The following is a 22,767-nucleotide window of genomic DNA, read 5'->3' on the forward strand; positions in this document are numbered from 1 at the left end:
GCTCAGCCTGCCGAATCGATCACGCTACGGGCGAGCCTGAACACGTCATGGAACATGGGCGTGGTCAGCACGCCTGTGTTCGTGTTGTAGCGCGAGCAGTGGTAGCTCGAGATGATCGTTGGCCCACCCGGCACATCAGCCGGCAGCCCGTGCTTGAACGGGTAATCCTTGATCTTCAGACCATAGGCGCGAATCGTCGACTGGTGTGCGATGGAGCCCAGCGTCACAACCACGCGCAACGATTCGGGTTGATCAAACATCGGCGTAAGAAATTGCCGGCAGGTGCGGATTTCTTCCGGCGTCGGCTTGTTTTCCGGCGGCACGCAGCGAACGGCATTGACGATCGCTGTGTCCACCAGCTGGAGACTATCATCGGGCCGTGCTTCGAACTGGCCGGTGGCAAAGCCAAACTTCAGCAGCGTGCTGTAAAGCAGATCACCGGCATAATCGCCCGTAAAAGGCCGGCCTGTGCGGTTTGCGCCGCGCACCCCAGGTGCCAGGCCGATGATCAGCAGCTTGGCCGACGCTATTCCCTCAACCGGTAGGAAAGGGGGAACCGGCGCGTTGAACCAGCTTGGTTCGCGCTGGCGCCAACTGGCGATGAAGTCGTGCAGGCGAGGGCAGAAATTGCAGTCGGGCGAAGGCTCCGGCCGCCGGATGGCATCAGACAAGATCGTCTTCCGGTTCAAGCTCAACCGGATCTGGGCGACGAACCGGCCGCTCGGAAGGATCACGCCCCACCTCAGCGCGCAAGGTTTGAAGGTCGATGAAATGATCAGCCTGACGACGCAGCTCATCGGAAATCATCGGCGGCTGCGAGGACATGGTAGAAACCACACTGACCTTTCGGCCGCGACGCTGCAGTGCTTCCACCAGCGTACGGAAGTCGCCGTCGCCTGAAAAGATCACGTAGTGGTCGACAACATCGGCGAGCTCAAGCGCATCGATCGCGAGCTCGATATCCATGTTGCCCTTCACCTTGCGGCGGCCGGTGGCGTCGGTAAATTCCTTGGCTGGCTTGGTGACGACGCGGTAGCCGTTATAGTCGAGCCAGTCGATCAGCGGGCGGATCGAGGAATACTCCTGATCCTCGACCAGCGCCGTGTAATAGTAGGCCCGCAGGAGGTAGCCGCGCTTCTGAAAATTGGCGAGCAGCTTGCGGTAATCAATGTCGAAGCCGAGGGAACGCGACGTGGCGTAGAGGTTGGCTCCGTCGATGAACAAAGCGATCTTTTCGCGCGGGTCGAACATTGGAAAAGTCCTTCTACGAAAATTCAAAGTCGAAACATCTTGAAGAAACTGACGGCACGAAAAAGCGTTGCACTATGATCAAGCCGTAATCACATTTCTGCCGAAAAGCGATGATTGCGAAGCGCGGCACTTTGCCTTGTTTTTTCCGCCTTTTCCGGCTAAGCACGCCTCAAATTCCGACATCCATCGATAGGAAAGGGGCATTCATGGCCCGCGTAACCGTTGAAGATTGCATCGACAAGGTGAACAACCGCTTCGAGCTGGTTCTGCTTGCCGGTCATCGCGCCCGCCTTATTTCGCAGGGTGCGCCGATTACTGTCGATCGCGACAACGACAAGAACCCGGTCGTGGCTCTGCGCGAAATCGCCGACGAGAAACTGTCGCCAGGCGATCTCAAGGAGGATTTGATCCACTCGCTACAGAAGCATGTGGAAGTCGATGAGCCGGAAGCCGATGCCGGTCAGGTCGAAGCCAACGCCAATGCCCCGGCTGACGACGTCGAAGAAGAAAACATCACCTTCGACCGCATGACGGAAGAAGATCTGATCGCTGGCATCGAGGGTCTCGTAGCTCCGGAAAAAAGCGACGATTTCTGATTGCTTGGTTCAATCGCCGCCTCTTTCATGAGGGCGATTTGATGCTACTTGAGGGGTATCGGCGCAGTTCGGCGGCGGTACCCCTTTTCTTGTTCGGCTTTGGAGCTTCCGCCCATGATGCGTCAGTATGAGCTTGTCGAGCGCGTCCAGCGCTACAAGCCTGACGTCAACGAAGCGCTGCTCAATAAGGCCTATGTTTATGCCATGCAGAAGCATGGCCACCAGAAGCGTGCTTCGGGCGATCCATACTTCTCGCACCCGCTCGAAGTAGCGGCCATCCTCACCGACATGCATATGGACGAGGCGACGATCGCCGTCGCATTGCTGCATGACACGATCGAAGACACGTCGGCGACGCGCCAGGAAATCGACGCGCTGTTCGGCCAGGATCTAGGCCGCCTCGTCGAAGGCCTGACCAAGCTCAAGAAGCTCGATCTCGTTTCCAAGAAGGCGGAGCAGGCAGAGAATCTGCGCAAGCTCCTGCTGGCGATTGCGCAGGACGTGCGCGTTCTCCTCGTGAAGCTCGCCGACCGCATGCACAATATGCGGACCCTCGATCACATGGCTCCGGAAAAGCGCCTGCGGATCGCGGAAGAAACCATGGATATCTATGCGCCGCTGGCCGGCCGCATGGGTATGCAGGGCGTGCGCGAAGAGCTCGAAGAACTCGCCTTCCGCCACATCAATCCGGAAGCCTTCGAAACTGTCACCCACCGCCTGGCCGACATCTTCGAGCGCAACAAGACGACGTTGACCGACATCGAAAAGCTGCTGTCGGAGCTGTTTGCGCGCTTCGGCATCACGGCCAGCGTGAAAAGCCGCCAGAAAAAGGCGTGGTCGGTTTTCCGCAAGATGGAAACCAAGGCGCTGTCCTTCGAGCAGCTGTCCGACATCTTCGGTTTCCGCGTGCTCGTAGGAAGCGTGGAAGATTGTTATCGCGTGCTCGGCCTGATCCACACGACCTGGTCGATGGTGCCGGGGCGGTTCAAGGACTACATTTCGACGCCCAAGCAGAACGATTACAGCTCGATCCACACCACGATCGTCGGTCCGGCGAAGCAGCGTATCGAGCTGCAGATCCGTACCGACGACATGAACAAGATCGCCGAATATGGCGTCGCCGCGCATGCCCTTTACAAGGATGGCATGACCAAGGCGCCGGCTGGTCACGGCGTGTCCAAGGACACCAACGCTTATGCCTGGCTGCGGCGCACGATCGAGGCGCTGGCGGAAGGCGACAGCCCGGAAGACTTCCTTGAAAATACCAAGCTTGAGCTGTTCCAGGACCAGGTCTTTTGCTTCACGCCCAAGGGCAAGCTGATCGCCCTGCCGCGCGGCGCGACGCCAATCGACTTCGCTTATGCCGTGCACACCGATGTCGGAGACACCTGCGTCGGCGTGAAGGTCAACGGCCATGTCATGCCGCTGATGACCGAGCTGAAAAACGGTGACGAGGTCGAGATCATCCGCTCCAAGGCGCAGGTTCCGCCTGCTGCGTGGGAATCGATGGTGGTGACGGGCAAGGCGCGCGCGGCGATCCGGCGCGCCACCAAGAACGCGATCCGCAAGCAATATTCCGGTCTCGGCATCCGCATTCTGGAACGTGCCTTCGACCGCAGCGGCAAGACCTTTTCCAAGGAAAAGCTGAAGCCGGTTCTGCATCGTCTCGGGCAGAAAGAGATCGACGACGTATTGGCAGCGGTCGGTCGCGGCGAGTTGCCATCGCAATATGTCATCAAGGCGCTGTTTCCCGACTACAAGGACGAGCGCGTTCCGCCGGTGCCGCGTCAGCGCGAAGAAGGCTGGTTCAACATCCGCAACGCTGCCGGCATGCTGTTTCAGGTTCCGGGCCGTTCTTCTTCCTCGCGCAAAACGAGAACCGATGGTGCGCTGCCGATTCGCGGTGTGCAGGGCGACTTGCCGGTAAAGTTCGCGCCCGAAGGTGCCGTGCCCGGCGATCGTATTGTCGGCATTCTTGAGCCGGGGCAGGGCATCACGATCTACCCGATCCAGTCGCCCTCGCTCACCGCCTTCGATGATCACCCGGAGCGATGGATCGATGTGCGCTGGGATATCGACGAGGCGACCGCAGAGCGCTTTCCTGCCCGAATCTCGGTCACGCTGATCAACGCGCCGGGTTCGCTTGCAGAGATCGCCGGGGTCATTGCGGCCAACGATGCCAACATCCACAATCTCTCGATGGTCAGCACCGCACCCGATTTTACGGAGGTGCTGATCGATCTGGAAGTGTGGGATCTTAAGCATCTCAACCGGTTGCTGTCGCAACTCAAGGATACATCCAGCGTTAGTGACGCACGCCGCGTCAATGGCTGATCATAAGGATTGGAGGGGCTCCATGGACACGGATGAAGTGATTGAGGTATTTCGCGAGGCTGGTGCCATCCTCGAAGGTCACTTCATCCTGACCTCCGGCTTGCGCAGCCCGATTTTTCTGCAGAAGGCACGCGTGTTCATGCATGCCGACAAGACGGAAAAGCTCTGCCGGGCGCTGGCCGAGAAGATCCGTGAGCAGTTCCCGGATGGCATCGATTATGTCGTCGGTCCGGCGATCGGCGGCCTCATTCCATCCTACGAGACCTCCCGTCATCTCGGCGTGCCCTCCATCTGGGTCGAGCGCGAAAACGGCGAGTTCCGACTGAAGCGCTTCGACATCGACGAGGGCGCGCGGATCGTGATCGTCGAGGATATCGTTACGACCGGCTTGTCGATTCGCGAGACAGTGACGGCCATGGTGAAAGTCGGTGCCAACGTTCTTGGCGCGGCCTGCATCATCGATCGCTCCGCCGGCAAGGCGGATGTCGGCGTGCCGCTGGTGGCCCTCGCTCAATATGAAGTGCCGGCCTATCCGCCGGATCTGATGCCTGAAGAACTGGCCAAGATTCCGCCGGTGAAGCCCGGCAGCCGCTACACCAACGCGCCGGCCTGATAGCGCGCCATGATCATCGGCATTGGCAGCGATCTTATCGATATCAGGCGGATCGAAAAAACGCTTGACCGGCATGGCGAGCGTTTTCGCGCGCGGGTCTTCACCAAGGTCGAGCAAGCAAAGTCTGAACGGCGCAAGGAACGTGCGGCGTCCTATGCCAAGCGCTTCGCGGCCAAGGAAGCCTGTTCCAAGGCGCTGGGTACGGGGCTTTCACGCGGTGTGTTCTGGCGCGACATGGGTGTCGTGAACCTGCCGGGCGGCAAGCCGACGATGGAGCTGACGGGCGGTGCCGCGGATCGCCTTGCGCAGATGATGCCGGCAAAGCACCGGGCGGTGGTGCATCTGACGATCACCGACGATTACCCGCTGGCTCAAGCCTTCGTGATCATTGAGGCTTTGCCGGAATAAGCGTCGTTAAAGCCGCTTTGCCGCCTGCATTGCCCACGATCACTCTAGCGGATAAGAGATGGCAGAATGACCTGCGGCGCTCATGCTCGAGTGCCGGACCGGAGACGGATTGAGCGTGGCAGACAAGACTGACAAGAAAAGCGGCGGCTTTGGTGAAACCATCAATGTGATCGCCCAGGCGCTGATCCTCGCTCTCATTATCCGGACGCTGTTCTTCCAGCCATTCTCGATCCCCTCGGGTTCGATGCGTCCGACGCTGCTGGAAGGCGATTACCTCTTCGTGACGAAGTGGGCTTACGGCTATTCCAAGCATTCGCTGCCCTTCAGCCCCAACCTGTTCGAGGGCCGGATCTGGGGTTCGCAGCCGGAGCGCGGCGATGTTGTCGTGTTCAAATATCCGCCGAACCCAGCGCTCGACTACATCAAGCGCGTGATCGGCCTGCCGGGCGATCGCATCCAGGTGCGTCGCGGCGTACTCTACATCAACGATCAGGCGGTTCCGCGCGAGCAGGTCGGTCAGATCAACAATCCTGACATCACGGAAGAGAATCGACCCGTCGACGTCTATCGCGAAACGCTGCCGAACGGCGTGTCTTACAACACGCTCGATCTGTCTCCGAACGCGGTTGGCGATGACACCCGTGAGTTTGTCGTGCCGCCCGCGCATTACTTCATGATGGGCGACAATCGCGACAACTCTACCGACAGCCGCTTCACGGTCGGCTATGTGCCGGAAGAAAATCTGGTCGGTCGCGCCAACATCATCTTCTTCTCCATCGCCGATGGCGCTAGCCCGCTCGAAATCTGGAAATGGCCGACCGAGTTGCGCGCTTCGCGCCTCCTCAACGCCGTTCGATAGTATGCCGCGTCGAAAGCAAGGGGAGCCGACAGGCAGGGCACTGGAAGACCGGATCGGCTACACGTTCAACGATCCGGCAAGGCTGGAAGGCGCGCTTACGCATGCCAGCGCGCGGCCTGCTGGCGGCACGGACTATCAGCGGCTCGAATTTCTGGGCGATCGCGTGCTTGGCCTGGTCGTCGCCGATTGGCTCTACGCAGATTATCCGACGTCGAACGAAGGCGAGATGTCGGTCCGGCTCAACGCACTGGTCAATGCCGAAACGCTGGCGGCGATCGCGGAAGACATCGGATTGTCCGAGTGGATCAAGGCCGGGCGTGAGTTGCGTGGTGTCACCGGTCGCAAGCGCGTCAACATGCGCTCCGACGTCATGGAAGCGCTGATCGCAGCGATCTATCTGGATGGCGGCTTCGAGCCGGCGCGGACGTTCATCCGCACCTTCTGGAAGGAGCATGCGACCAAGGCGCAGTCAGCCCGGCGCGATGCCAAGACCGAATTGCAGGAATGGGCGCATCAAACCCGCGCCGTCACGCCGAGCTATAGCGTTGCAAGCCGCACCGGCCCGGACCATGATCCCGTTTTCGTGGTCAAGGTGGCGATTGCCGGTGTCGCCGAAGAACAAGGAACCGGCCGCTCCAAGCGTGAAGCGGAACAGGCGGCTGCCCGCGCTGTTCTGATCCGTGAGGCTGTTTGGGCGGCCGACGAGGAAACAGTGAATGCCTGAGACCGAAGCTTCGACCGACAACGCGTCGGCCACGCCCGATACCCGCTCTGGGTTCGTGGCACTGATCGGTGCGCCGAACGCTGGCAAGTCGACGCTGCTGAATCAGCTCGTCGGCTCCAAAGTCTCGATCGTTACGCATAAGGTGCAGACGACGCGGGCCATGGTTCGCGGCGTGGTCACGCAGGACAAAGCGCAGATCGTGTTCGTGGACACGCCCGGCATTTTCCGCCCACGTCGCCGCCTCGATACCGCGATGGTCACGACCGCTTGGCGCGGCGCCAAAGATGCCGACCTGATCGTTCTGCTGATCGATGCCGAACGCGGCATTCGCGGCGATGCTCAGGCGATCCTGGAAAGCCTCGCCGAGGTACAGCAGCCCAAGATCCTGCTTTTGAACAAGGTCGATCGCGTCAACCCGGAAGCGCTGTTGAAGCTGACCGCGGAAGCCAACGAGAAGGTCGCCTTCACCCGCACCTTCATGATTTCGGCGCTGACGGGTTCCGGCTGCAAGGACTTCCTGAACTATCTCGCCGAAACGCTGCCCGCTGGCCCCTGGTATTATCCGGAAGATCAAATTTCGGACCTGCCGATGCGACAGCTGGCCGCCGAAGTAACCCGCGAAAAGCTGTATCTGCGCCTGCACCAGGAACTTCCCTATTCCTCCACGATCGAAACGGAGAAGTGGGAAGAAAAATCGGACGGCTCGGTTCGCATCGAGCAGGTGATCTATGTCGAGCGCGACAGCCAGAAGAAGATCGTGCTTGGCCACAAGGGCGAAACGATCCGGGCCATCGGTCAGGCGGCTCGGCGCGAGATCGGCGAAATGCTGGAACAGACCGTGCATCTCTTCCTGTTCGTGAAAGTGCGCGAGAACTGGGGCGACGATCCCGAGCGCTATCGCGAGATGGGGCTTGAGTTCCCGTCCTAGGGAGCTCACACACGCGTTTATGGAATGGCGCGACGAAGGCATCATCCTCGCAACCCGTAAGCACGGCGAAACCAGCGTCATCCTTGAAGTGATGACGCGTGGGCGCGGGCGCCATCTCGGCATGGTGCGCGGCGGACGTTCGCGACGCATGCGGCCGTTTCTTCAACCCGGCAACCGTGTCGACGTTTCTTGGCGGGCCAGGCTCGATGAGCAGCTCGGCACCTTCCAGGTCGAACCGATCGAACAGAATGCTGCACGGCTGCTGGAAAGCGCCACTGCCGTTCACGGCCTGCAAACGCTGGCCGCCCATCTGCGCCTTCTGCCGGAACGCGATCCGCATGCCCGTCTATACGAGACGCTGGGCCTGATCATCGCCCACCTCAATGATGCGACGGTGGCCGGCGCGCTGCTTGCTCGCTTCGAGATCATGGTGCTGGATGAACTCGGCTTCGGCCTCGATCTGCTGCAATGCGGTGCCACCGGAACACGCGACAACCTCACCTATGTCTCGCCAAAAACCGGCCGTGCGATTTCGGCCGAAGCCGGTGAACCATGGGCCGACAAACTCCTGCCGCTGCCGCCGTTCCTGAAAAGCGGTGCCGAGATCAGCGGCGACGTTCAGGCGGTCAGCGCCGCCTTCCGCCTCAGCGGCTATTTCCTGGCGCGGCATGTCTACGAGCCGCGCGGCATCACCGCGCCCGAATCACGTGCGAGCTTCCTTGCCGCTTTGTTGAAGGCGCTGGATCGGCAGGCGCCGACGGCACCCACTGTCTGACCTTACTCCGCTGCGGCGAGGGCAGGGCGCTCCACAGGCTTTTCCCGTATGGGCAAATGCATCACGGCGGCAAACAGGCCAAGCACGACACCCAGCCACCAGACGGGATCGTAGCTGCCGATGCGGTCGTAGAGATAGCCGCCAAGCCAAACGCCGAGAAACGAACCGATCTGATGCGAGAAGAAGGCGATGCCCCCCAGCAGTCCGAGGTGCCGCGTGCCGAACATGATTGCGACCAATCCATTTGTCGGCGGCACGGTCGATAACCAAAGCAGACCCATCAGCACCGCAAAGACGATCACCGATACGGGCGTTTGCGGCAAAAGCAGGAAGGCCGTCACCAGCACTGAGCGCCCGAAATAGATCCAGGCCAGGAAGTGCGGCTTGGAATAACGCTGCGCGATCACACCGGCGCTGAGCGATCCGATAATGTTGAAGAAGCCGATCAGCGCCAAAGCCAGAACCGCATAGCGCGCGTCGATGCCGAGATCGGCGATATAGGCCGGGAAGTGCGCGGTGATGAAAGCCACCTGGAAACCGCAAACGAAGAAGCCGGCGACCAGCAGATTATAGGAGCGGTGCCCTAGCGCTTCCTTGAGCGCAGCGCCCATCGTCTGCTCATACACCGCCTGCTGAGCCAGTCCGCTCTTGGAGTTGCCGCGCAACGGAATGGCGATGAAGGGCAGCAGAAGCATCATGCCAGCCATGATCAGCAGCGATTGATACCAGCCATAGGCTTCGATCAGCCCTTGGCTGAGCGGCGCAAACAGGAACATGCCGGCCGAGCCAGCGGCCGTTCCCAGCCCGAACACGAAGCTGCGTCGCTCAGGCGCCACATTGCGCGCGAACGCGGCCAGAACGATGCCGAAGGAACCCGACGCAATGCCTAGTCCAACCATGATGCCGCCGCCCAGATGCAGCATGCCTGGGGAAGTCGCGGTCGCCATCATCACGAGGCCCGCGCAGTAGATGATTCCAGACAGCGCTAGAACGCGCCACGTGCCATAGCGGTCTGCCAGCGCGCCGAAGATCGGCGTTCCAAAGCCCCATGCCAGGTTCTGCAGCGCCATGGCCAGGCTGAACGTGGTGCGGTCCCAGCCTTTCTCGGCCAACAAAGGCAGCTGGTAGAAGCCCATTGCCGAGCGTGGCCCGAAGGTCAGCGCAGCAACCAGACAGCCGCAGATGATGATCAGCCAGGGAAGGCTGTCTTGTTGTGCTTGAACAGCCGAGGCGCGGGACATGGGCGGAGCTCCGAAGGAAACGGCAAACTACGCGCTTTGTCCGCGGCTTCAAATGAATTGATGAAACCGGTGCTTCAGCAATCTTGATGGATGCGATTACTTGATCGCGATGCCCTTGTTGCGCAGCGCTTCTTCCAGCGCGCGGTTAAGGTCGAAGCGCGCAGCCGTGAAGTCCGTCGTCGCCGTCCAATAGCGCGCTGCCAGCGTCAGTCCCGCACCGCTGAGTTCGGAAACATACACGGCCGGTGCAGGATCGTTGATGACGCGCGGATCAGCATCGAGCAGGCCGCGAAGAACGGCCTGGGCTTCTTCAAGATTGGTGTCGCCGCCGATCTTGACGGTCAACTCGTTGCGGCGCGTGGCGTTGCGGGTGTAGTTTTTGACCGGTGTGTTCCAAAGCGAGCTGTTCGGCGCGAGCACATAGATGCCCTCCTTGGTCTGCAACTCGGTGGCAAACAGGCCAACATCGCGGATAGTGCCCCCGATCGCGGAGGTCTCGATATACTCGCCGACCCGGAAAGGGCGCAGGAACAGCAGCATCAGGCCCGCCGCGATGTTCTGCAGCGTGCCTTGCAGCGCCAGGCCAACCGCCAGACCGGCGGCACCCAGCGCTGCGATGATGCTGGTGGTTTGCACGCCGAACTGGGACAGAACGGTGATGGCGACCAGGATCAAGACGCCGTAGCGCAGGCTCTTGGACAGGAAGCGCTTTACCGTCTCGTCGACATGGCCGAAGGCGCCCATGGCGCGATAGGACCAACGTTCGGCCAGACCGGCGATCAGCCAGCCGATGATCAGGATCAGGATCGCACCCACCGCGGAGAAGGAATAGGCGACCACCAGCGCAATCAGCGCCTGCCACGTATCACCTGCTGCAGCAAAGAAGTCGGGTGTCGAACCATTCATAATCAAGACATCTCCATCATTCGGCGGCTATCGTTTCAGCCTAGGGCGCCATTCACCAACCGAATGCGGCAGGGGGAAGGCCGGAAGGGGCGGAACTCAGTTCCGCCAGATCGCGGCATGGCGTTGAAGAAAGGCTTCCTGCACGGCAAGCGCTGGCATTGGCGTCAGACCGAAACGGTCAGCCGACAGGCCGCGAGGCCGACCAAAGAACGCGGCCGCTTCCTTTTCGCTGAAGCCGGCCAGTTGTGTGGCCTCGAAATAAGCTGCGATGTGGTCAGCGCGCTTGATCAGCGTTTTGACGGGCGCGGGTAGAACGGGAGCCAGCCCAAAACGCAGGTGAATGGCCGTTTGCAGGCGATGTTCGACGGCCTTGTAGTCACCGCCCACCGCCGCCTTGAAGGGCGAGATCATGTCGCCGATGACATATTCCGGCGCGTCGTGGAGGAGGGCGGCAAGGCGGATCGCATCATGCGCTTCGGGCTGCAAGGTCGACATGATGTCTTCGACAAGCAGCGAATGCTGGGCGACAGAGAACGCATGATCGCCCACGGTTTGGCCATTCCAGCGCGCGACTCGGGCAAGTCCGTGCGCAATATCAGTGATTTCGACGTCAAGAGGGGATGGATCAAGCAGATCCAGCCGCCGCCCAGACAACATGCGCTGCCAGGCACGCGCCTTGAGTGCAGATCGCACGGGCATCAGTCTTCCGCAGCAGTGGCTTCGGGAAAACCGAACGTCGCCCAGGCGGGAATGGAAAGCGTGATGCTGGTTTCGCCCGCGAGCACCGGCACAACGCGATCGATCGCGCTCTTCACCTTATCGAGCCGCACCAAAGCCAAACCGGCTGAGCCGGCGGACGAGCCCATGGTGCCGATCGGTCGGCCATCAACCGTGATCGGCGTACCGGAAGCGGGCAGGGCGGTATCGGCTTTCGCAATCAGCATGCGGCGGCGCGCGGTTCCCCGATGCTGCATGCGTGAGACGACTTCCTGACCGACATAGCAGCCCTTCTTGAAGCCTACGCCGCCGTTCTGGTCGAGCAGAACGTCATGCGGGAAAGCGTCGGAAAGTTCGTAATCCGACCCGCTTTCGGCCACGCCTTGCGCGACGCGATAGGCAGTCCACTCGTCCATGGTTGCAGAAGCCGAAAGGTCGGCATCGTAGAAACGACGCACAAATCCATCCGCAAAGCGGCGATCCGGAACAGATGATTCTAATTGTGAAGAAGCGGACTCTTCGCCCCAGGAAATGTGCACAAGCGATTCATCGTCAACGGTGATTTCGACCTTTGCGCGCAGGCGGTACATCATCAATCGCCGAGCGAAATCAGCGGCGATGTCACTCCGGCATTCCAGGCGGAAGCCGCCATTCATGCGCGAGATGAGGAAGTCGAACAGAATCTTGCCCTGCGGCGTCAGCAGCGCGCCCGGCCTCGCTTCGCCGGGTTGAAGCGTATGGAGGTCCAGCGTCAGGATGTTTTGCAGAAAGTCCTCGGCCTCCGGGCCGGTGACGAGAATAGAGGCGCGGTCGGGAAGGGATACAACAGGCATGGTCTTCACTTGTCACAAGGCTGCCCATTACGTAAGCCCGGCCATCAACGGGGACAAGTTGCGATGACAGCGAGCTACGATCTGATCCTGGCAGGCGCCACGGTGGTGAACCATGATGGTGAAGCCGTCCGAGACATCGGCGTCACGTCAGGGCGTATCGCTCATATCGGCGATCTGACTCGAGCAGATGCCGGGGAGCGCGTCGATTGCACGGGCCTGCACATCCTGCCGGGTGTGGTCGACAGCCAGGTTCATTTCCGCGAGCCGGGCATGGAACACAAGGAAGACCTGGAAACGGGTTCGCGCGCGGCGGTGCTGGGCGGGGTGACGGCTGTATTCGAGATGCCGAACACCAATCCGCTGACCACCAGCGAAGCCGCTTTGGCCGACAAGATCAAGCGCGCCACCAACCGCATGCATTGCGACTTCGCCTTCTGGGTCGGCGGAACGCGCGAGAATGCGGGCGACGTGGCAGAACTGGAGCGCCTGCCGGGAGCCGCGGGAATCAAGGTTTTCATGGGGTCATCGACTGGCGATCTGCTGGTGGAAGACGACAATGGCGTCTACGAGATCCTGAAGAACACGCGCCGCCGCGCAGCCTTCCATTCAGAAGACGAGTTTCGGTTGCGCGAGCGGTTGGGCGAGCGGGTGGAGGAGGATCCGTCCTCGCATCCAGTCTGGCGCGATGCGATCGCGGCTTTGCAATGCACGCAGCGACTGGTGTCAGTTGCCCGAAAGGCGCGGGCAAAGATCCACGTTTTGCATATCTCCACTGCCGACGAGATCCCATTCCTTGGCGAAAACAAGGATGTCGCGACTTGCGAGGCGACGCCGCATCATTTGACGCTGTCGGCGGACGATTATGCTCGTCTCGGCACCCTCATCCAGATGAACCCGCCGGTGCGCGATGCGCATCATCGCGATGGCGTCTGGGAGGGTATCAGCCAAGGCATCGTCGATGTGCTGGGGTCCGATCATGCGCCGCACACCTTGGAGGAGAAGGCCAAACCCTATCCGGCATCGCCCTCAGGCATGACCGGCGTGCAGACGCTGGTGCCTATCATGCTCGATCACGTCAATGCCGGGCGCCTTAGTCTGCAGCGTTTCGTGGACCTATCGAGCCACGGCCCGAATCGCATCTTCGGCATGGCGCGCAAGGGACGCATTGCGGTCGGCTATGATGCCGACTTCACGATCGTCGATATGAAGCGCACAGAAACGATCACCCATGCGCAGGCCGGCTCAAAGGCGGGTTGGACGCCTTATGACGGCAAGCAGGTGACAGGCTGGCCGGTCGGCACTTTCGTGCGCGGAACGCGTGTGATGTGGGAAGGCGAGATCGTCACGCCACCGACCGGACAGCCGGTGCTGTTCTCGGACGCGCTCCCCGCCTGAGGGAGCGCTATCGGCTGGAGGTCGCTTATTCGCCGGCGACGAAGAACGACCAGCGGCCTTCCGGTGTGATGCCAACGCGGTAGAAGATGTAGGCGCCGATGCTCTTCATTTCTTCGAAGTCGCCCGCCGTCACGATGCGGAACAGCTCGACACGTTGCGCCGGCGTCAGCTTGTCCAGCGGCAAGGCGAAGAAGTAGGGCCAGACGTAAAGCTCTTCCGGCGTTCCGGCATCCACATGGACATAGCCGGCTTCCAGAATCTCTTCGAGGATCGCGAGAATTTCCTGACCCTGATCGTCGCCGGCCAGCTGGCGGATGAAGTCGATCGGATCGCCGTCGATTTCGCCCAGCGTCAACTGCGTCTGCGAATCACCATTGCCAATCAGCGACCGCAGCTTTTCCAGGTCGCCGCTCTTGCAGGCGTCGATGATCAGCTGGTGCATGCGCTTCACTGGCTCCGGCAAACGCTGCAGATCATAAACGATCTCCGGCGGCGGGCTGTCGGGATCGGCGCGAGGATGAACGGCGGAGGGGGAGGTTTGCGGCTCGTCGCCGCTGTCGTCGGGATCATCCTGCCCGGGCTGCGCATCCGGCGCGGTCGTCTCGCCATCATTGACGTTGGGCAGCGGCAGAGGCGTGCGCTGGATCGACGGCGTCGATGGCTCGCTCGGCGCACCTTGCGGGATTTCGCTCAAGGCGAAGGCCGGCACACTGAAGGTGACTAAGGCCGTCGAAGCAAGAAGGGTGCCGCCGAGGACAAGCCCCAGCGTAGGGAGCAGGCGTTGTGCACGCATCATCGGGTTCCTTCCAAGCGAATCGGGTGTCCAGCCTTTCGAACAGCCGGATAAAACGCTTTCGGGACTTAATTCAGGACTAATGGCGGGATTGGTTGGCGTTGAACTCGCCGGCCTCGACGCGCTCACGCATGCGCTCAAGAAGCGCCAGAGCAGCCTCGTCACCAGACACGCGAAGCAGTTCTTCCAACGCGGTAGCCAACGCTGTTTCGGCCATGATCTCGGGCTCGATGCCGGCGGAAATGCCGTCGGCCCAAGCTTCGCTATGGCTTTCAACAGCCGTGAGCCGCTTTTCCTCACGGATCATGGCGTCGATGTCGCTACGGCCTGGTTCCATGATTGCCATTCTTCCCGTCTGCATGTGTGTCTCCCGGGCGCAACACCGGGCGAACTTGATGCTTTCTTTTAATGTCCCATTAAAGTTTAGCACAGTCCGTCGAGTCGTCATCCTGCGAGATGGTTAAAAAGTAAACTGTGTCTTAATTGCCGAAACGTGCGGCAGTCTGGTTGGCAAGGTCCTGACCCTCGCTGCGATAGCGCTGAAGCGCGGTTTTCGCCGACGCCGTGCAGGTCGTGTAAACGCTCGCAAATGAGCGATAGCCGCGGTTGAAGCTAGCGATGAACCTGGCCTTTCGGACCTCGTCAGGCGCTTCGGCACTCACCAGTTTTTCCATCAAGCCGCGCCATTGCGGGCCGTCCTCTTTGCACAGCGTGGTAAGGTAGTGCAGGGAGCCCAACACTTCCGACAAGCGCAGCAAAGACGGCTCGAACGGCGCTTCGGCCGCACGAACGGGCTGGCCGACTGAGAGGGCAGCGACAAGCACAAAAGCGGGGAGGGCGCGGCGGATCATTGGTCCGATCCTGCACTTTCAACATGGTCGCTTGAAGGCGCGGCCTCAAGAATCTCTTCGGCGATCTCGATCGTGGACGGCGTCACCTGCATCACTGCCATGTCGCTCAGGCTGAACCAGCCCGCATCGGCGGCATCATCAGCAGCCACCGCGTTCGTGTTGCCGCAAGCAATCGCGCTGAAGATATGCAGGTCGAACGATCCCCATTCGCCGGACAGGGTGATCATCCTGATCATGCGATAATCAGCGGCAACGAGGCCGGTTTCCTCGGCAAGCTCGCGCTGCACCGCTTCGTCGAGCGTCTCACCTGATTCGACGCGCCCGCCTGGAAATGCCCAGTAGTCCTTGCTCGGCGCGCGGCCGCGCTTCACGAGCAGGAAGCGGTCCTTGTCGCGCAAAGCAACGGACACTGCGGGAATCGGTGCATTTGCCATTACGAGCGACTATCTAGGCTCAAGAAAGCAAGTCAAACGCCGCCGCGATCCAGAACGAGAAATACACGAGGAAATAGGCCAAGCGCACGTGCGGACGCTTCACACTCATCGCGACGCCGAACGAGGTCGAAGACATTTTCGCCTTGATCGACCTGGAGCCGTTTCCGCCGCGCTACAACATCGCGCCGACACAGCCGGTGCTCGTTGTCGTTTCCGCACCGCCGCGCGAGCCGGGCTCCAACCTGCCGGACCGGCAGGCCGCCCTTGTGCGCTGGGGCCTGATTCCGTCTTGGACGAAGAACCCGGCGGACATGCCACTGATGATCAATGCGCGCGCCGAGACCGTTCTGGAGAAGGCAGCCTTCAAGACGGCCATGCGCCATCGCCGCATACTTGTGCCCACGACCGGCTTCTACGAATGGCGGCGGGAGGGCAAAAGCAGGCAGCCTTTCTTCATCCGCCCGAAGAGCGGCGGGCTGATTGCCTTTGCGGGGCTGATGGAAAGCTTCAGCGAACCGGGTGGCTCGGAGATCGATACCGCCGCCATCCTGACCACGTCAGCCAATGAAACATTGGCTCCGATCCATGACCGCATGCCGGTGGTGATCAAACGAGAGGATTTTGCGCGCTGGCTCGACTGCCGCACGCAGGAGCCGCGCGATGTGCTCGACCTCTTGAAGCCGGTTCAGTCGGATTTCTTCGAAGCGATTCCGGTATCGGATCGCGTCAACAAGGTCGCTAATCTCGGCCCGGACCTGATCGAGCGGGTCGAGGCACCGGCAGCAGTGCCGAAGCCGAAGGTGTTGAAGAAGGGCGAAGAACCGGATCAGCTTCGCCTGTTCTGAAACTCAGGCCGCCTGGCGCGAACGCTTCTGGCCATTGTCGCTCTCGGCCTGTTCCTGCTTCATCCTGGCTGCGAGCGCGCCGAGAATCGCGGCGGATCCAATCTGACGATACTGGTCGGCGAGTTCGACATCTTGGCGCCCTTGCGATTGAGCGGCTTGGGCAGGCTTGATTTGCGGCATCTTGATACCTCCAACTGATGATGAACGTGCTGTCGACCGATGCTGGCCGATTAGGACCAAAGCGTGTCGGGCGACGGGGATCGGTCACTTCATCCCGGTAACTCTTTGCTTCTATGTTTAATAAAACCCTAGCGATCGTCGCCGCCCGATCTTCGCTAATCGCAGGGCATGATCGCTGTTGCGATTGGGCAACGGCCGACCTGCGCATCATCTTGCTTTTCGCAGGGGCAGGCGGCATAAACCCTCCCATGAAAACGGCTTTCGCAATCTGCGGGATTTGCATTATCGGCTAGCGCTCAGCTGGTCCGGTCGTTTTCGCCTTCTTCCATCAAGACGAGACAAACGCCCCGGCCAGCAGGCAGGTCGGCGCACGGTGAAAATCCGGGGTCATGCGAGGGGAAGGAACAGAAATGGCGGACACGCAGCTCAGGCTCACCAACACGCTCACGCGGTCGAAGGACGTGTTTACGCCCATCGATCCAAACAATGTGCGCATGTATGTCTGCGGCCCGACGGTCTACGACTTCGCCCATATCGGCAATGCGCGGCCGGTCATCGTGTTCGACGTGCTGTATCGCCTGCTGCGCCATGTCTATGGCGAGGATCATGTCACCTATGTCCGCAACATCACGGATGTGGACGACAAGATTAACGCGCGGGCCCTGCGCGATTATCCCGCCTTGCCGCTGAACGAGGCGATCCGCAAGGTCACCGAGAAGACCGCCAACCAATTCCATGCCGATGTAGACGCGCTGGGCTGCCTGCCGCCGAAGCATGAGCCGCGTGCCACGGAATTCGTTCTGCCGCGCGACGACGGCAAAACGGACATGGTGAGCCTGATTCAGATCCTCATCGATCGCGGCCATGCCTATGCAACCGAAGGCGAAATCCTGTTCGACACCGCCTCGATGCAGGACTACGGCAAGCTGTCCCGCCGCCCGCTCGACGAACAACAAGCCGGAGCGCGCATTGCGGTCGACGCCCACAAGAAGAACCCTGGCGACTTCGTGTTGTGGAAGGCCTCATCCGCCGAGGAGCCGGGTTGGGACGCGCAGTTCACCGTCGGCGAAAAGGCGCTTGCCATTCGCGGCCGCCCCGGATGGCACATAGAATGCTCGGCCATGTCGGCGGCCTATCTCGGCGAGGTGTTCGACATCCATGGCGGGGGGCTTGACCTGATCTTCCCGCATCATGAAAACGAGATCGCCCAATCCTGCTGCGCCCATGGCCGGGATGTGATGGCCAATATCTGGATGCATAACGGCTTCGTGCAGGTCGAAGGCCGCAAGATGTCGAAGAGCGAAGGCAACTTCGTTACCATTCACGACCTGCTGCATACGGATACGTTCGGCGGGCGCAAGTGGCCCGGCGAGGTGCTGCGGCTGGCGATGCTCAAGACCAACTATCGCGAGCCGATCGATTTCACCGTCGCGAAGCTCGAAGAGGCGCTACGTGAAATCGAGCGTTGGGAGCGCTTTGCGGGGGATGCCGTCCCCGCCGATGCGCCGGATAGCATTGTGCTCGAAGCACTGGCTGACGATCTCAACCTCAACGAAGCCTTTGTGCGCATCCACGCGTTGATGAATGATGGGCAAGCCGGCGCCGCGCTCGCTTCCTTGCATCTGCTCGGCATCGATCCCGTGCGAAAGGATGCTGGCGATGTCGATTTTGCGGAGATCGTTCAGCGCCGCCTCGATCTCATTGCGGCCAAGAACTGGGCCGAAGCCGACAAGATCCGCGACGAACTTCTTGCGAAAGGCATTCAGCTCAAGGACGGTAAGGATCCCGCAACGGGCGAGCGCATCACGACATGGGAGGTCAAACGATGAGCCTGGACAACAAACCGATCTTTACCGGCGGCTGCCAGTGCGGCGCCGTTCGTTTTCGCGTTGAGGGCGCGCTGCATCATGCGTCCATCTGCCATTGCCGCATGTGCCAGAAGGCGTTCGGCAGCTTCTATGCGCCGCTGGCGACCGTGAACGAAGGCACGCTGCGCTGGACGCGCGGCGAGCCGAAACGCTTCAAGTCTTCCAGCATCGCCACACGCGGCTTCTGCGGTGAATGCGGCACGCCGCTCTCATTTGAAGCGGACGATGGTGTCGCTCTGGCCATCGGCGCCTTCGATGATCCCGCCAGCGTTGCGCCGGACAAGCAGTGGGGCATTGAAAACAAGCTGCCTTATGTCGATGCGCTGCACGATCTGCCGGGCCAGCGTACAGAGGATGACGCGGAAGTCTCGCCTTTATTGGCCGATCTGAAGAACTACCAGCATCCTGACTACGACACCGCGGCCTGGCCTCAAGGAAGCAAGCAATGAGCCAGCCTTTGTGCCAGCTGTATCCGGCAATCGAAGCCTACGCGTCCGGCCATCTCGATGTCGGCGACGGCCATCGCATCTACTGGGAACGGTCGGGTACGCCAGGCGCAAAGCCGGCCGTATTTCTGCATGGCGGGCCGGGCTCGACACTGTCGCCTAACCACCGCCGTTTGTTCGATCCGGCACTTTACGATGTGCTCCTGTTCGAGCAGCGCGGCGCGGGCCGCTCCGAGCCGCATGCCTCGTTGGAAGCCAACACGACCTGGGACCTCGTCGCCGACATCGAGCGGCTGCGCGAGATGGTGGGTGTGGAGCAATGGCTGGTGTTCGGCGGCTCCTGGGGCTCGACCTTGGCGCTGGCCTATGCCGAAAAGCATCCCGAGCGTGTCAGCGAGCTGGTGCTGCGCGGCATCTATACGCTGACGGAGGCGGAGCTCAGCTGGTACTACCAGTTCGGCGTCTCCGAAATGTTCCCGGACAAGTGGGAGCGCTTTATCGCGCCGATCCCAGAAGCCGAGCGCGGCGACCTCATGGCCGCCTATCGCAAACGGCTGGTGGGTGACGACCGCGCCGAGCAGATCGCCGCCGCCAAGGCCTGGAGCCTGTGGGAAGGCGAAACGATCACGCTGCTGCCGGACCCCGCACTCAGCGCCCAGCACGATGGCGACGAGTTCGCGCTGGCCTTTTCGCGCATCGAGAACCACTATTTCACCCACGCCGGTTGGTTGGAAGAAGGTCAGCTGATCCGCGATGCGGGCAAGCTCGCTGATATTCCGGGCGTCATCATCCACGGTCGTTATGACATGCCGTGTCCGCTGCGTTATGCTTGGGAGCTGCATAAGGCCTGGCCAGGCTCGGAGCTGCACATCATCGAAGGCGCTGGCCATGCTTATTCGGAGCCGGGCATCCTCGACCAGCTGATCCGCGCCACCGATCGCTTCGCCGGCAAGTCCGGGTCATGAAGGAGCGTCTTTATCTCTTCGACGCGACGCTGCGCTGCCCGTTCACCCGCAGCAGCGAAGCGTGCGAGGACGAACAAATGAAAGACTCCGTCGCGCTGAACGAGTTGGCACGATGACCGGAAGAGAGCGACTGTTCCTGTTCGACACGACTTTGCGCGACGGCCAGCAAACGCCGGGCATCGACTTTTCCGTCGAGGACAAGATCGCGATTGCCGGCATGCTGGACGCGTTTGGGCTGGACTATGTCGAAGGTGGCTATCCCGGTGCAAATCCGACCGACACGGCTTTCTTTACGAAGAAGCGCACGGCGCGGGCGAAGTTCGTCGCGTTCGGCATGACCAAGCGCGTCGGCGTTTCGGCCTCGAACGATCCTGGGCTGGCGGCGCTGGTGCAGGCATCATCGGACGCGATCTGCTTTGTGGCGAAGAGCTGGGACTATCATGTCCGCGTCGCGCTCGGCTGCACGAATGACGAGAACCTCGACGCGATAAAGGCGTCCGTCGAAGCAGCAATGGCGGCCGGCAAGGAAGCGCTGGTCGATTGCGAGCACTTCTTCGACGGCTTCAAGGCCAATCCCGATTACGCGCTCGCTTGCGCCAAAACGGCTTTCGAGGCTGGCGCGCGCTGGATCGTGCTGTGCGACACCAACGGCGGCACCCTGCCGTCGGAAGTGCGCGCGATCGTCGGCAAGGTCATCGAAGGCGGCGTACCCGGCGATCATCTCGGCATCCACGCGCATGACGATACGGGGCAGGCTGTCGCGAATTCGCTGGCAGCGGTGGAGGCCGGGGCGCGACAGATCCAGGGTACGCTGAACGGCATCGGCGAGCGCTGCGGCAATGCCAATCTGATCAGCCTGATCCCGACCCTGATGCTGAAGCCGGCTTTCACAGAGCGCTTTGAACTAGGCATCACGCATGAGGCGCTGAGCGGCATCTCGCGCCTGTCGCATGCCTTCGACGAATTGCTGAACCGGGCGCCGGATGAGCAGGCGCCTTATGTCGGCTCCTCTGCCTTTGCCACCAAGGCCGGCATCCATGCTTCGGCGCTGCTGAAAGAGCCGGAAACCTACGAGCATGTGCCCCCGGAAACGGTCGGCAACCGCCGCCGCGTCATGGTTTCGGATCAGGGCGGCAAAGCCAACTTCATCGCCGAGTTGAAGCGCCGCGGCGTTCATGTCGCGCGCGATGACAGCAGGCTGGATACTCTGATCGCGCTGGTAAAGGATCGCGAAGCGCAGGGCTATGCCTATGAGGGCGCGGATGCGAGCTTCGAGCTTCTGGCGCGCCAGATGCTGGGCCATGTGCCGAACTTCTTCGCCGTCACCAGCTTCCGCTGCATGGTCGAGCGCCGTTTCGATTCGGTCGGGCAACTGAAGACCGTTTCGGAAGCCGTCGTGAAGGTCATGGTGGACGGCGAGGAGAAGATGTCGGTCGCCGAAGGCAACGGTCCCGTGAACGCGCTCGACATCGCCTTGCGCAAAGATCTCGGCAAATTCCAGGACGAGATCGAGGATCTGGAACTGGTCGACTACAAGGTCCGCATCCTGAACGGCGGCACGGAGGCCGTGACCCGCGTTCTGATCGAATCGCAGGATGGGCAAGGCTCGCGCTGGCGCACGGTGGGCGTGTCGGACAATGTCATCGACGCCTCGTTTCAGGCGCTGATGGATTCCATCACCTTCAAGCTGATGAAGAACCGCGAGCTGGCAGGTTTGGTGGCAGCCGAATGAACTGCCGAATGAGCCATGCACGGCAAGCGGGTGGTCCAGCATCAGCCGCCTGTGGCGTCGATGCGCGGTCCGGCGCATAGCCAGACCATGTCCAGCCTTCCACCATCCCCGAAGCCCGCACCCTCCGCTGAAACGCGCGGCTTTATCTATGCCGGTTCGGCCTATCTCATCTGGGGCTGTTTGTTCCCGCTTCTGATGAAGCTGGTGGCGCATATTCCGTCCGCCGAGGTGATCGCGCATCGGGTAATCTGGGCCGTGCCGATTGCCGCCATCGTTGTGTTGTGGCTGGGGCGAACGGCCGATATTCGTGCGGCCCTCCAGTCTCCGCGAACCCTGTTGATGGCGACGGTCACTGCGGCGGCGGTGACGGTGAACTGGGGCGTTTATGTCTGGGCCATTTCCGTCAACCGCACGGTTGAAGCAGCGCTTGGTTATTACATCAATCCGCTGGTCACCGTAGCGATCGGCGCGCTGATCATGGGCGAGAAGCTCGACCGCCTGCAACTCGTCGCCATCGCACTGGCAACGATCGGCGTCGCGCTCGTGGCAATCGAAACTGGCGGACTTCCCTGGATCTCGCTGCTTCTGGCCTTTTCCTTCGCCATCTACGGCTTCCTGCGCAAGACACTGCCGATCGGGCCAAGCCAGGGCTTCTTTCTGGAAACGATGATTCTGCTCATTCCCGCGCTGCCCTATGTCATCTGGCTCGCGGCAACGGGGCAGGGGCACTTTCTTGCCGGAAGCGCGTCCGACACGTTCTGGCTGCTCGTTTGCGGCCCGGCGACGGCAGCGCCGCTTCTGCTTTATGGCTTCGGCGCCAAGCTGCTGCGCATCACCACCATCGGCATCATGCAATATATCGTGCCGACCGGCCTGTTCCTTCTTGCGGTCTTCGTGTTCGGCGAACCCTTCGGCTGGCACCGCGCGATCGCTTTCGCCTTCATCTGGGTCGCCCTCATCATCTACACCGCGTCCCTGCTGATGAAGCGCAGAGCCTTGACGGAACTGCCGCTGACCCCGGCCTCGTCCTGATCGTTCATGAAAAGCAAAGCGTTCATCAATGCTTTTCGATA

Annotated in this window: 25 protein-coding genes and 1 pseudogene; 15 read left to right on the top strand and 11 right to left on the bottom strand. The window is 61.2% G+C overall.

Annotation, left to right across the window (positions count from 1 at the left end; genetic code table 11):
* Positions 1–2 precede the first annotated feature (2 nt).
* Together IE166_RS02185 and IE166_RS02190 are read right to left on the bottom strand one after the other, a co-directional pair.
* The gene (locus IE166_RS02185) at positions 3–671 is read right to left on the bottom strand and encodes a uracil-DNA glycosylase (protein WP_244641294.1); all 669 of its coding nucleotides are present in this window, start codon (positions 669–671) and stop codon (positions 3–5) included.
* Entirely contained in the window at positions 664–1,251 is a 588-nt protein-coding gene (locus IE166_RS02190) for a LabA-like NYN domain-containing protein (protein ID WP_244641295.1), read from the bottom strand. The genes IE166_RS02185 and IE166_RS02190 overlap by 8 nt, the downstream gene beginning before the upstream one ends.
* 206 nt (positions 1,252–1,457) lie before the next feature.
* Here IE166_RS02190 and rpoZ point away from each other — a divergent pair, with 206 nt between their 5' ends.
* The 8 genes from rpoZ (at position 1,458) to recO (ending at position 8,488) form a co-directional block, all read left to right on the top strand.
* Positions 1,458–1,847, top strand: coding sequence for a DNA-directed RNA polymerase subunit omega (gene rpoZ / locus IE166_RS02195; RefSeq protein ID WP_189501397.1), 390 nt, complete (start codon positions 1,458–1,460; stop codon positions 1,845–1,847).
* Positions 1,848–1,961: 114 nt separating this feature from the next.
* Positions 1,962–4,181: a RelA/SpoT family protein gene (locus IE166_RS02200; RefSeq protein ID WP_189501398.1), complete on the top strand. Its 2,220-nt coding sequence runs from the start codon at positions 1,962–1,964 to the stop codon at positions 4,179–4,181.
* A 22-nt stretch (positions 4,182–4,203) separates the two neighbouring features.
* Entirely contained in the window at positions 4,204–4,794 is a 591-nt protein-coding gene (gene pyrE / locus IE166_RS02205; RefSeq protein WP_189501399.1) for an orotate phosphoribosyltransferase, read from the top strand.
* A gap of 9 nt (positions 4,795–4,803) precedes the next feature.
* Entirely contained in the window at positions 4,804–5,202 is a 399-nt protein-coding gene (gene acpS / locus IE166_RS02210) for a holo-ACP synthase (RefSeq protein WP_189501400.1), read from the top strand.
* A 109-nt stretch (positions 5,203–5,311) separates the two neighbouring features.
* Entirely contained in the window at positions 5,312–6,061 is a 750-nt protein-coding gene (gene lepB, locus IE166_RS02215; RefSeq protein ID WP_189501401.1) for a signal peptidase I, read from the top strand.
* A gap of 1 nt (position 6,062) precedes the next feature.
* Positions 6,063–6,785 carry a ribonuclease III gene (gene rnc / locus IE166_RS02220; RefSeq protein ID WP_189501402.1) on the top strand — a complete coding sequence of 241 codons (723 nt, stop codon included), beginning with the start codon at positions 6,063–6,065 and terminating at the stop codon, positions 6,783–6,785.
* On the top strand, positions 6,778–7,713 hold the full coding sequence (gene era, locus IE166_RS02225) for a GTPase Era (RefSeq protein ID WP_189501403.1): 936 nt from the start codon (positions 6,778–6,780) through the stop codon (positions 7,711–7,713). The genes rnc and era overlap by 8 nt, the downstream gene beginning before the upstream one ends.
* Before the next feature lie 19 nt (positions 7,714–7,732).
* Complete coding sequence (gene recO / locus IE166_RS02230) at positions 7,733–8,488, top strand: DNA repair protein RecO (protein WP_189501404.1); 756 nt, start codon at positions 7,733–7,735, stop codon at positions 8,486–8,488.
* A gap of 2 nt (positions 8,489–8,490) precedes the next feature.
* Here recO and IE166_RS02235 read toward each other — a convergent pair whose 3' ends face one another.
* The 4 genes from IE166_RS02235 to ygfZ all read right to left on the bottom strand — a co-directional run bounded on the left by IE166_RS02235 (position 8,491) and on the right by ygfZ (position 12,185).
* Complete coding sequence (locus IE166_RS02235) at positions 8,491–9,729, bottom strand: MFS transporter (protein ID WP_189501405.1); 1,239 nt, start codon at positions 9,727–9,729, stop codon at positions 8,491–8,493.
* A 96-nt stretch (positions 9,730–9,825) separates the two neighbouring features.
* Positions 9,826–10,635, bottom strand: coding sequence for a mechanosensitive ion channel family protein (locus tag IE166_RS02240; RefSeq protein WP_189501406.1), 810 nt, complete (start codon positions 10,633–10,635; stop codon positions 9,826–9,828).
* 96 nt (positions 10,636–10,731) lie between these two features.
* Positions 10,732–11,334, bottom strand: coding sequence for a YfbR-like 5'-deoxynucleotidase (locus IE166_RS02245; protein ID WP_189501407.1), 603 nt, complete (start codon positions 11,332–11,334; stop codon positions 10,732–10,734).
* A complete protein-coding gene (ygfZ, locus tag IE166_RS02250) occupies positions 11,334–12,185 on the bottom strand; it encodes a CAF17-like 4Fe-4S cluster assembly/insertion protein YgfZ (RefSeq protein ID WP_189501408.1) in 852 nt (283 codons plus the stop codon). The genes IE166_RS02245 and ygfZ overlap by 1 nt, the downstream gene beginning before the upstream one ends.
* A gap of 63 nt (positions 12,186–12,248) precedes the next feature.
* Between ygfZ and IE166_RS02255 the strand changes: the two genes are divergently transcribed.
* Positions 12,249–13,580 carry a dihydroorotase gene (locus IE166_RS02255; protein WP_189501409.1) on the top strand — a complete coding sequence of 444 codons (1,332 nt, stop codon included), beginning with the start codon at positions 12,249–12,251 and terminating at the stop codon, positions 13,578–13,580.
* Positions 13,581–13,605: 25 nt separating this feature from the next.
* Here the strand turns inward: IE166_RS02255 and IE166_RS02260 are convergent, their stop codons facing one another.
* The 4 genes from IE166_RS02260 to IE166_RS02275 all read right to left on the bottom strand — a co-directional run bounded on the left by IE166_RS02260 (position 13,606) and on the right by IE166_RS02275 (position 15,658).
* Positions 13,606–14,376, bottom strand: a complete 771-nt coding sequence (locus tag IE166_RS02260) for a hypothetical protein (RefSeq protein WP_244641296.1) — start codon at positions 14,374–14,376, stop codon at positions 13,606–13,608.
* A gap of 76 nt (positions 14,377–14,452) precedes the next feature.
* A complete protein-coding gene (locus IE166_RS02265) occupies positions 14,453–14,710 on the bottom strand; it encodes a hypothetical protein (RefSeq protein WP_189503189.1) in 258 nt (85 codons plus the stop codon).
* 142 nt (positions 14,711–14,852) lie between these two features.
* Positions 14,853–15,224: a TIGR02301 family protein gene (locus tag IE166_RS02270; protein WP_189501410.1), complete on the bottom strand. Its 372-nt coding sequence runs from the start codon at positions 15,222–15,224 to the stop codon at positions 14,853–14,855.
* A complete protein-coding gene (locus IE166_RS02275) occupies positions 15,221–15,658 on the bottom strand; it encodes an NUDIX domain-containing protein (protein ID WP_189501411.1) in 438 nt (145 codons plus the stop codon). The genes IE166_RS02270 and IE166_RS02275 overlap by 4 nt, the downstream gene beginning before the upstream one ends.
* A gap of 89 nt (positions 15,659–15,747) precedes the next feature.
* Between IE166_RS02275 and IE166_RS02280 the strand changes: the two are divergent.
* Positions 15,748–16,503 (top strand): annotated as a pseudogene (locus tag IE166_RS02280) (SOS response-associated peptidase); the annotation flags it as partial.
* Between the two features lie 3 nt (positions 16,504–16,506).
* On the opposite strand, the gene IE166_RS02285 reads toward IE166_RS02280, so the two are convergent.
* Entirely contained in the window at positions 16,507–16,683 is a 177-nt protein-coding gene (locus IE166_RS02285) for a transcriptional regulator (RefSeq protein ID WP_189501412.1), read from the bottom strand.
* A gap of 410 nt (positions 16,684–17,093) precedes the next feature.
* Between IE166_RS02285 and cysS the strand changes: the two genes are divergently transcribed.
* The 5 genes from cysS to rarD all read left to right on the top strand — a co-directional run bounded on the left by cysS (position 17,094) and on the right by rarD (position 22,726).
* Complete coding sequence (gene cysS, locus IE166_RS02290; protein ID WP_189501413.1) at positions 17,094–18,512, top strand: cysteine--tRNA ligase; 1,419 nt, start codon at positions 17,094–17,096, stop codon at positions 18,510–18,512.
* Entirely contained in the window at positions 18,509–19,000 is a 492-nt protein-coding gene (locus IE166_RS02295) for a GFA family protein (RefSeq protein WP_189501414.1), read from the top strand. The genes cysS and IE166_RS02295 overlap by 4 nt, the downstream gene beginning before the upstream one ends.
* Positions 18,997–19,962: a prolyl aminopeptidase gene (gene pip, locus IE166_RS02300; protein ID WP_189501415.1), complete on the top strand. Its 966-nt coding sequence runs from the start codon at positions 18,997–18,999 to the stop codon at positions 19,960–19,962. Before IE166_RS02295 ends, pip begins: the two co-directional genes overlap by 4 nt.
* Positions 19,963–20,074: 112 nt before the next feature.
* A complete protein-coding gene (gene cimA / locus IE166_RS02305; protein WP_189501416.1) occupies positions 20,075–21,694 on the top strand; it encodes a citramalate synthase in 1,620 nt (539 codons plus the stop codon).
* 87 nt (positions 21,695–21,781) lie between these two features.
* Positions 21,782–22,726 (top strand): EamA family transporter RarD, encoded by a 945-nt coding sequence (gene rarD / locus IE166_RS02310; protein ID WP_210312946.1) that lies wholly within the window; start codon positions 21,782–21,784, stop codon positions 22,724–22,726.
* Positions 22,727–22,767 lie beyond the last annotated feature (41 nt).

It is taken from the genome of Tianweitania populi (assembly GCF_014652875.1).
Classification (GTDB): Bacteria; Pseudomonadota; Alphaproteobacteria; order Rhizobiales; family Rhizobiaceae; genus Tianweitania; species Tianweitania populi.